Annotated in this window: 9 protein-coding genes; 4 read left to right on the forward strand and 5 right to left on the reverse strand. The window is 40.4% G+C overall.

Annotated elements, in window-relative coordinates; translation table 11 throughout:
• A partial coding sequence (locus tag ASU00_RS26275) for a collagen-like triple helix repeat-containing protein (protein ID WP_236712743.1) occupies positions 1-360 on the reverse strand: 360 nt, incomplete at its 3' end.
• A gap of 459 nt (positions 361-819) precedes the next feature.
• On the opposite strand from ASU00_RS26275, the gene ASU00_RS14960 reads away from it, so the two are divergent.
• On the forward strand, positions 820-1,329 hold the full coding sequence (locus tag ASU00_RS14960; protein ID WP_057914272.1) for a GNAT family N-acetyltransferase: 510 nt from the start codon (positions 820-822) through the stop codon (positions 1,327-1,329).
• Positions 1,330-1,374: 45 nt separating this feature from the next.
• Here the strand turns inward: ASU00_RS14960 and ASU00_RS14965 are convergent, their stop codons facing one another.
• The 3 genes from ASU00_RS14965 to ASU00_RS14975 all read right to left on the reverse strand — a co-directional run bounded on the left by ASU00_RS14965 (position 1,375) and on the right by ASU00_RS14975 (position 4,079).
• On the reverse strand, positions 1,375-1,989 hold the full coding sequence (locus tag ASU00_RS14965) for an FMN-dependent NADH-azoreductase (RefSeq protein WP_057914273.1): 615 nt from the start codon (positions 1,987-1,989) through the stop codon (positions 1,375-1,377).
• Between the two features lie 35 nt (positions 1,990-2,024).
• Entirely contained in the window at positions 2,025-3,404 is a 1,380-nt protein-coding gene (locus tag ASU00_RS14970) for an MFS transporter (protein ID WP_057914274.1), read from the reverse strand.
• Between the two features lie 84 nt (positions 3,405-3,488).
• The gene (locus ASU00_RS14975; protein ID WP_057914275.1) at positions 3,489-4,079 is read right to left on the reverse strand and encodes a TetR/AcrR family transcriptional regulator; all 591 of its coding nucleotides are present in this window, start codon (positions 4,077-4,079) and stop codon (positions 3,489-3,491) included.
• A 495-nt stretch (positions 4,080-4,574) separates the two neighbouring features.
• Here ASU00_RS14975 and ASU00_RS14980 point away from each other — a divergent pair, with 495 nt between their 5' ends.
• Entirely contained in the window at positions 4,575-4,988 is a 414-nt protein-coding gene (locus ASU00_RS14980; RefSeq protein WP_057914276.1) for a bleomycin resistance protein, read from the forward strand.
• 17 nt (positions 4,989-5,005) lie between these two features.
• Positions 5,006-5,527: a GNAT family N-acetyltransferase gene (locus ASU00_RS14985; protein WP_057914277.1), complete on the forward strand. Its 522-nt coding sequence runs from the start codon at positions 5,006-5,008 to the stop codon at positions 5,525-5,527.
• Between the two features lie 96 nt (positions 5,528-5,623).
• On the opposite strand, the gene ASU00_RS26825 is transcribed toward ASU00_RS14985, so the two are convergent.
• Positions 5,624-6,421, reverse strand: coding sequence for a peptidoglycan-binding protein (locus ASU00_RS26825; RefSeq protein WP_057914278.1), 798 nt, complete (start codon positions 6,419-6,421; stop codon positions 5,624-5,626).
• A gap of 309 nt (positions 6,422-6,730) precedes the next feature.
• Here ASU00_RS26825 and ASU00_RS14995 point away from each other — a divergent pair, with 309 nt between their 5' ends.
• Positions 6,731-7,384, forward strand: coding sequence for an HAD family hydrolase (locus tag ASU00_RS14995; protein WP_057914279.1), 654 nt, complete (start codon positions 6,731-6,733; stop codon positions 7,382-7,384).
• Positions 7,385-7,674 lie beyond the last annotated feature (290 nt).

Raw genomic sequence — 7,674 nt, forward strand, 5'->3', positions numbered from 1 at the left:
CCCTTGAGCTCCAGTCGCCCCTTGTGGCCCTTGAAATCCTTGAGGTCCTTGAAATCCTTGAGTTCCAGTCGCGCCTTGAGGCCCCTGAGCCCCTTGATTACCTTTTTTACCATTATCAGATACGTTTACATTCACTTTAATTTTTTGCTCTACCCTTTGTTCTTGTTCAGATTTGCATTCGCATTTATTATGTCCGCAATCCTTACATTTTTTTTGATCACATTTGCATTTACTATGTCCGCAATCCCTGCATTTTTTCTGATCACATTTGCATTTACTATGTCCGCAATCCTTACATTTTTTTTGATTGCATTTGCATTTATTATGGCCACATTGTGCACATTTTTTATCCTCATTCAATTTCCCCACCCCTTCTCCATTAATACCATTCTATGAAGCTTGATTAAATTGGATTGGGTTGGACAAGTAATACTAAAAATGCGTTTCATGCTCCATTACTAATAATAAAGGGGGATACTGATAATAAGTCACTTCTTCAAAGAACGGCTGCGTTAGTTTTGAAATAAGTGATTTTTTAAGAACGAAGATAAATGTAAGTTAATCCTTTAACGGGGGCGTATTTTTCGTGTATTGAGAGATATAATGAAATGACTCCTTGTTCATTTTATTGGAATTTGAAAAGGTTTTTTTATTTTGATGGCGATGGGGATTACGAGGTCTTTGTCCTAGGAAGAAGAGATGGAACTTGCCATCAGAATGAAAGGAAGAATCATGACAAGAGAGGTTGGCAGCTATGCGAGTGGTGATGGAAGACTTGTATTGGTTCTTTTATAGACAGTAAAAAGGAGTGTATCTACTTTGAAAGTTTTTGAAACGAATCGATTAATAGGTCGTTGGTTAACAACTGATGATGCGGAGTTTATACTTGAGCTTTTGAATGAGCCTTCGTGGATCGAGTTTATCGGGGATAAGGGTGTAAGAACCCTCGAAGATGCGCGAAATTATATTTTGAAAGGTCCGGTTGATATGTATAATCGATTGGGCTTCGGTCTGTATTTGACTGAATTGAGAGAGGAAGGTACTCAAATTGGGATCTGCGGTCTGATAAAAAGAGATGACCTGGAAGATGTGGATATCGGATTTGCCTTTCTTCCTAGGTTTTGGGCGAAAGGATATGCCTATGAATCAGCCTCTGCAACAATGGCGTATGGAAAAGACGTTTTAGGTCTTAATCGCATTGTGGGTATAACATCTCCAAACAATCACAGTTCTGCTAAACTACTTGAAAAGCTGGGGTTGCAATTTGAACGAATGGTCAAGTTCCCTAATGATTCTCAAGAGCTCAGGTTGTTTGCGATTGATACCTAACTTAAAAAGGAACATCCATATTTATGGATGTTCCTTTTTAATCATTCAGAAAGTCTTAGCTATTTGGACAGCTTTATTTATCCCTTTTCCAATAATAGCCTCACGTTGATCAGGAAATTGATTATGCCCCTCGATAATTACTGTGGTAATATCTGTTATACCAAACACATTTAAATGATTTTTAACAAAGCTTACAGCCATTTCAGAGGAATCTCCTTCAGCGTATACTCCACCTCTTGCGTTTAATAATGCTACTTTCTTATCTGGTAGTAGACCAACAAGGCCTTCAGCTGTATATACAAAGGTTTTACGTGGGTGATGCAGATAATCAAGGTACGAGTGTAACACGGCAGGGACGGTTAAATTCCAAAGCGGGAAGGCGATGACCACTTTATCAGCAGCTATAAACTGTTCAAGGTGCTTAGCCACCACATCGTGTACAGACTTTTCCTCTAGTGTGAGCTGCATTCCCTGAGAGGCTTTGAAATTTCCACTAATCATCACATCGCCTAAATAAGGTAAATGTTCGTTATATAAATCGATTTCAATCACCGTGTCATTGGGATATGAGGCTTTGTAGCTCTCTAAAAATGCATCATATAATTTCCCACTAATGGATTCTAGACGATTATTCGCTTTTATAAATAAAGTTGTTGTCATGTTAATCTCCTCCAATTATGAGTAATAAATTAGCTTCAACCTTCCAATTGAATGCCTTTTCTCTTTGCTCTGTGATACTGGAAATAGTAAAACAACAGAATGACCACATGTAAAGCCGCAAGTACGAAGAAGATATTACTGTAAACAAAACCGTTTGGATTGATATTTAACGGATTCCAGAGACCTTCAGAACCAACATCCACAACCCAGCTATAAACCCCTGTAGCCATTCCTCCAGCAATAAAATTCATCATGGAAAAGAGCCCCATTCCCACTCCAATCTGCTCCTTTGGTAATGTTCTTGAGATTGAATTGGACATCGCGATGAGCATAAAGGATTGCCCGACATTACCGAAAATCAGAAACATGGCAATGAAAAATGGAGAACTCCCAGTAAAAGTTGATAGCAAAACAAAACAGGTCAATAATGATCCAGAGGCAATAAAGAATAGATGCGAGTTCCCCTTCAAGTCAGCTAATTTGCCACCCTTTCTCCCTAAAATGGCTGAGGCGATCGCGGCAGGAACCATGGCAAAACCAATCCAACTTGATGTTAGCTGATGAACCTGTGATAGAAGCAGGGGACTTAAAAAATAAAGTGAAAAACCAATCCCGTTTATTAGGAAAGCAAGCGTTAAAACGAGTAGATACTCCTTGTTTTCAAAGAGTTTGGGTTGAACGAATGGATCGGCAGCGGTACGAATTCGAGCTATGAAGAACACCAAGGCCAGTACCCCAACTAGCATGATCCACCATGTTCCATTCGTAACACCTAGAAGAAACAAAGCTACTGCTACAGCTAACAAACCTCCTCCAAACCAATCAAATTTTCCAGACACACCGTGCTCCTCATCTTTCAAATATTTACGATAAAAAGGAAGCGTGATCAGAATTAAGAGAGGGATACAGAATAACCAACGCCAATGAGCAAAACCAACAATTAAGGCAGAAATAACTGGTCCGAGAGCACTGCCTATTGCCAAACCTACTGCCGCCAGACCTAAAGCTGAACCTCTTCGCTCAGGAGCGATGTAGCGAACCGGAATTATCATCGCTGTTGCTGGGATAGCGGCAGCTCCCATTGCTTGCAGGCACCTTCCGACAAGCGCTAACCAGAATGTTTGGGAAACTAGGCCGACCAAGGAACCGATAGCAAAAAGTATCAATCCGAACGTCAGCAAATTTTTGAGCTTGAAGCTATCTGCTAACTTCCCGTAAGTCACTGTTCCAATCGCATAAATCAGAGCATAGGCAGAAGAAAACCAGCTTACTTGAGAGATAGAAAGATTAAAGTCTTTACTAATATCAGGAAGTACGATGTTAAACATTAAGCCACTCATCGCTGAAATGATGAGCGTAAACATTAAAATGAGCATCAATTTTTCACCTGTTTGCTGCTGAACTTCCTTTTCCATTGCTTACATTCCTTTCGTTTTCCATATCCTTAATGCACGGATTATGACTGTCTGTACTGACTGACATTTTGTTTTTAAAAAATACTAGGGGGTTAAAGCCCTAGTGAATATTTGGACACTCTCCATTATGAATTCTTCCAGTGGAACGGTAGGGAAGTTAGCATTTGATTCCAAATCATTCATAAATGCACCGAAGTTCATCATCATGAACGACAAAGCCTGAACTTCCGGATTCGTCCGTATCAGTTTGCCTTTCTCGCACATAACCGTGAAATAATCTGTTAAGATTTCCATTAATTGTTGTGGCTGTTTCTGTGTTCTTTCTCGGAACCCTGGCATATTGCCTTCTTCCTTTATGCTGATCTGGATCATTTTCCGGTTGCGGTTCATAATTTCGTGGTACGTCCTACTAATCATGAGCAAATCAGCCTGTAAATCCCACACTAGCTTCTCGTTAAAAAGCTTTTTCATTTCTTCAATATAATGAAAACGGTCAAAAGCGGATTCGAGAAGATTTTGCTTGCTACCGAAGTGGCGAAACAGCGTCTTTTCGCTCAAACCGGCTGTGGTGGCGATTTCCATCGTGGACACACCATTGTAGCCTTTCTCAGCTATTAGCTCGATAGCCGCCAGCAGCAGTTTATCATGGCTGCTAAGATTTTTACTTTTGTTCATTCTTTCACCAGCTTTATATCAAAATGGATTGTCAGTACTTACTGTCATTTTATCTTATTCCATTTAATGTTAAATGTCAAAGGGAATTCCCTTTTTTTTTAAAAAAATTCTAGATCGCCTAAGGAAAATATTCATGTGCTTAGGTGACAGGGAGCTTCTCATTCATTCACTTTAATCTCCTGTCCGGTAGTTGCAAAAGAACAAGCCAGCTTAATTACATTGTGGAAGTCTTTGAATGCAGCTCCTTTTAGAGCATGGAAAGCATAACCTGAATCACAACATTTTCTTACAACGAAGTGATCAGTAACCTTATTTAATGATTTCTATGTTTTAAAAATAAGCAGAGATAAATAAAGGAAAAAGGCAGGTTGATATCGTATAAGCAAGTTAAGATTATATTTTTTTGTTCGTCGTATTTTTGCATGATAAAGGGAGTGAGCGGCATAGGACTATCGTTCAATTCGGTTTAATGATGACATGGAGGATTAAGCAGACATGAAATACAAGGCATTAGTACCTGAATTATCAGTAACGAATATTAGTGAATCGAAAAAATTTTATCTTGATATTTTGGGATTTCATTTGGAATATGAACGTGTTGAAGATAAGTTCGCCTTTCTTTCTTTTGGCGAAGCGCAATTGATGATAGAAGAAATTAACGGAAGCTGGAATACTGCTGAGTTGATGTACCCGCTAGGTAGAGGCGTTAACTTTCAGATTGATATGGATGATGTTGAAGGAATGGCGGCTGCTTTAAAAAGGCATGAAATAAGTTTATTCAGAGATGTGATGGTGAATCATTATGAAAGCGATGATGGGGTAGTGATGGTGAAGGAGATTTTAGTTCAAGATCCGGATGGGTATTTATTAAGGTTTTCACAGCTGATAACCGCTGGAAGCAGTATTTAAACAAATGGGGGAGAGAGATGACCGAGATGCCTTCATATAAAATCAGGACTGGCGAATGCAAAGATGCAGAAGCGGTTTTGGAAATACAGCATGCCGTCATTTCCGAAGGCGAGTATTTCATTGCGGTATCGGACGAGTTCAATAAAACGAAGCAGCAGCAAAGAGAATCGATACAAGGACTTTTGGAAAATGACAGGGAAACGATCATTGTCGCCGAAGTGAACGGTGAAGTCATTGGCTGGATATCGTTTCACTCTGAAAAAAGAAAGAGGATGTCCCACAAGGGCTCATTTGGGATCATGATCAAGGAAGGTTACCGGGAGATGGGAATTGGAAAGAAGCTCCTTCAAGCATTATTGGACTGGGCAGAAGCAAACCCTCTCATTGAAAAGGTAAGTTTAGGCGTATTCTCCACCAATCAACGTGCCATATCGTTATACAAAAGGATGGGCTTTATTGAAGAGGGGCGAAAAATCCAGGAATTTAAGCTGAATGATCATGAATATGTGGATGACATCTTGATGTATAAGTCGGTTTGATGATCAACAGAAAAAAGGGCCCATGGAAACATTCCTCCATGCACGCCCTTTCCGTTATGTATTCGATTTATATGAATCCGATCAATTCGCAATCGATCACTTGATGATCTTGATCTTCACTTGCTTTCTTCCCCACGTTAAAGCATCCGCTTCTTTTGCGATGAATACATCGATTCTGTTTCCTTTGATCGCACCGCCCGTGTCTGCAGCGATGGCTTGACCGTAGCCTTCGACTTCCACGATGGATCCTAACGGAATTACATTAGGGTCGACAGCTATCAGTTTGGCATCATCATATTTTTTTAAGTCGACGCCCATTCTTGTGGTGCCTGAGCATCCCTGGCAGCTTGCTGTATAAGCTGTACTTGTAACCGTCAGTTCTTTAACGGCTGAGCTTGCTGAACTGGCTCTTTCTTCTAATTTACTGAAGGTCCGTGCACCGGCTATGCCGTCAGCGGATAATCCCTGTTGCTTTTGAAAGTTCATGACTGCTTGTTTTGTACCTGATCCATAAATGCCATCGACCGTTGATGAGTAAACATCCCAGGCTTTCAATAGCCTTTGCAGTTCAGCTACAGGTCTTCCCATTTCCCCGCTTTTCAGTGTCTGTATTTTCTGATTCGTTTGTGTTCCTGATATTCCATCGACTTTCAGTCCTGATTTTTCCTGAAACTCCTTAACGGATTCTTTTGTAATCGGTCCGAAGTAGCCTGTTGCTTCATGGTAAGGGAAAACCCCTTTTGTCAGCAATAATTCTTGCAGCTCTTTTACATCACTATTACTCATTCCCAATGAAAGTGTGCGATCCATCGCTGCGGCTTCCCCTGCAGTTGGCATGCAAACTCCTAAAATGAATACAGAAGCCGTTAGGATCGTTAATAAAATTTTCTTCATGTTTATCCTCCTCGTTGTTTCCTGCAGTTAAACAATTCGTGAACCGCTCGTCTTTTATAGCGCAGGTAAGGAAAAACACCGCGAAGGCACTAAGGAACTGTTAAAACATGTAACGGAAAAGCAAAGAAATGAGGCGGAAATACGGCTACGATATCCTTAGTTATCGGAAATCCTGCATTTGATCATCTTCATCTATGAACCGATAATCATGAACATCGAGGCCAGTTTAGTTGAAAGAGGATATTCAATCATGTACGTTTAATCAAGGAGCCTAAGCTTTGTCCACAAGCATGTAAGGAGGAAAATTTTATGATTAAAGCAGTTATTTTTGACTTTGATGGTTTGATTTTAGACACAGAAACAGCTTGGTATGAAGCATACAAAGAAACGATGGTTTTTTATGAATCCGATTTGCCTCTCGAACGTTTCGTTACATGCATCGGAACGGATAATACGGAACTTAATGCGTATTTCCAATCTCAATTAGGCGATAGCTGCAATATTGAGGAGATTGAAACGAGAGCAAAAAGCCTGCATGAAGGAAAGATGAAGACCCCAGAGGCACGTGAAGGTGTAAAGGAATATTTGGAGGAAGCAAAGAATTCGGGATATAAAATTGCCCTTGCATCAAGTTCATCCAAAGAGTGGGTCACTCATTATTTGGAAAAGCTCGGATTGTTACACTATTTTGAAGTGATCATTACGGGTGATGATGTGGAAAAGATTAAACCAGCGCCTGATTTATATATAAAGGCCCTTGAAGTGCTGAAGTTGGATGCGACGGAAGCCGTAGCCTTTGAAGATTCATTGAATGGACTTCAAGCGGCTCTAAAAGCTGGATTAAAATGTGTGATCGTCCCCAATCCCGTGACGGAGGCTCTAGCGTTTGAACATCATCATTTGCGCCTTCAATCCATGCTGGAAAAAAGCCTCGCTGATGTCATAAGACAGATTGAGCAATGATCTGGGCGAGTGCTAACTGATTGCCAATAACCAACGCCGAAGATATAAAGAGTCTTCGGTTTTTTCGTTTCTTTTGTTTCATGAAGGGATGACCATACAAGTTGAATAACCAGTAAAAATTTTATTCAGATTGCCTACAGTTTGGAGAACTGGACTTAATCCGTTGCATTGCACTGCAGGCGCTCCCTTTCCGCGGGCGGTCCTTGAGCCTCCTCGGCTAATGCACTGCCCCCAATAAATTGGACATCTTTTTACTAAGCAGCTTGCTCAAAACTAGTTCTATAAGACAC

It is taken from the genome of Peribacillus muralis, from assembly GCF_001439925.1.
Taxonomy (GTDB): domain Bacteria; phylum Bacillota; class Bacilli; order Bacillales; family DSM-1321; genus Peribacillus; species Peribacillus muralis.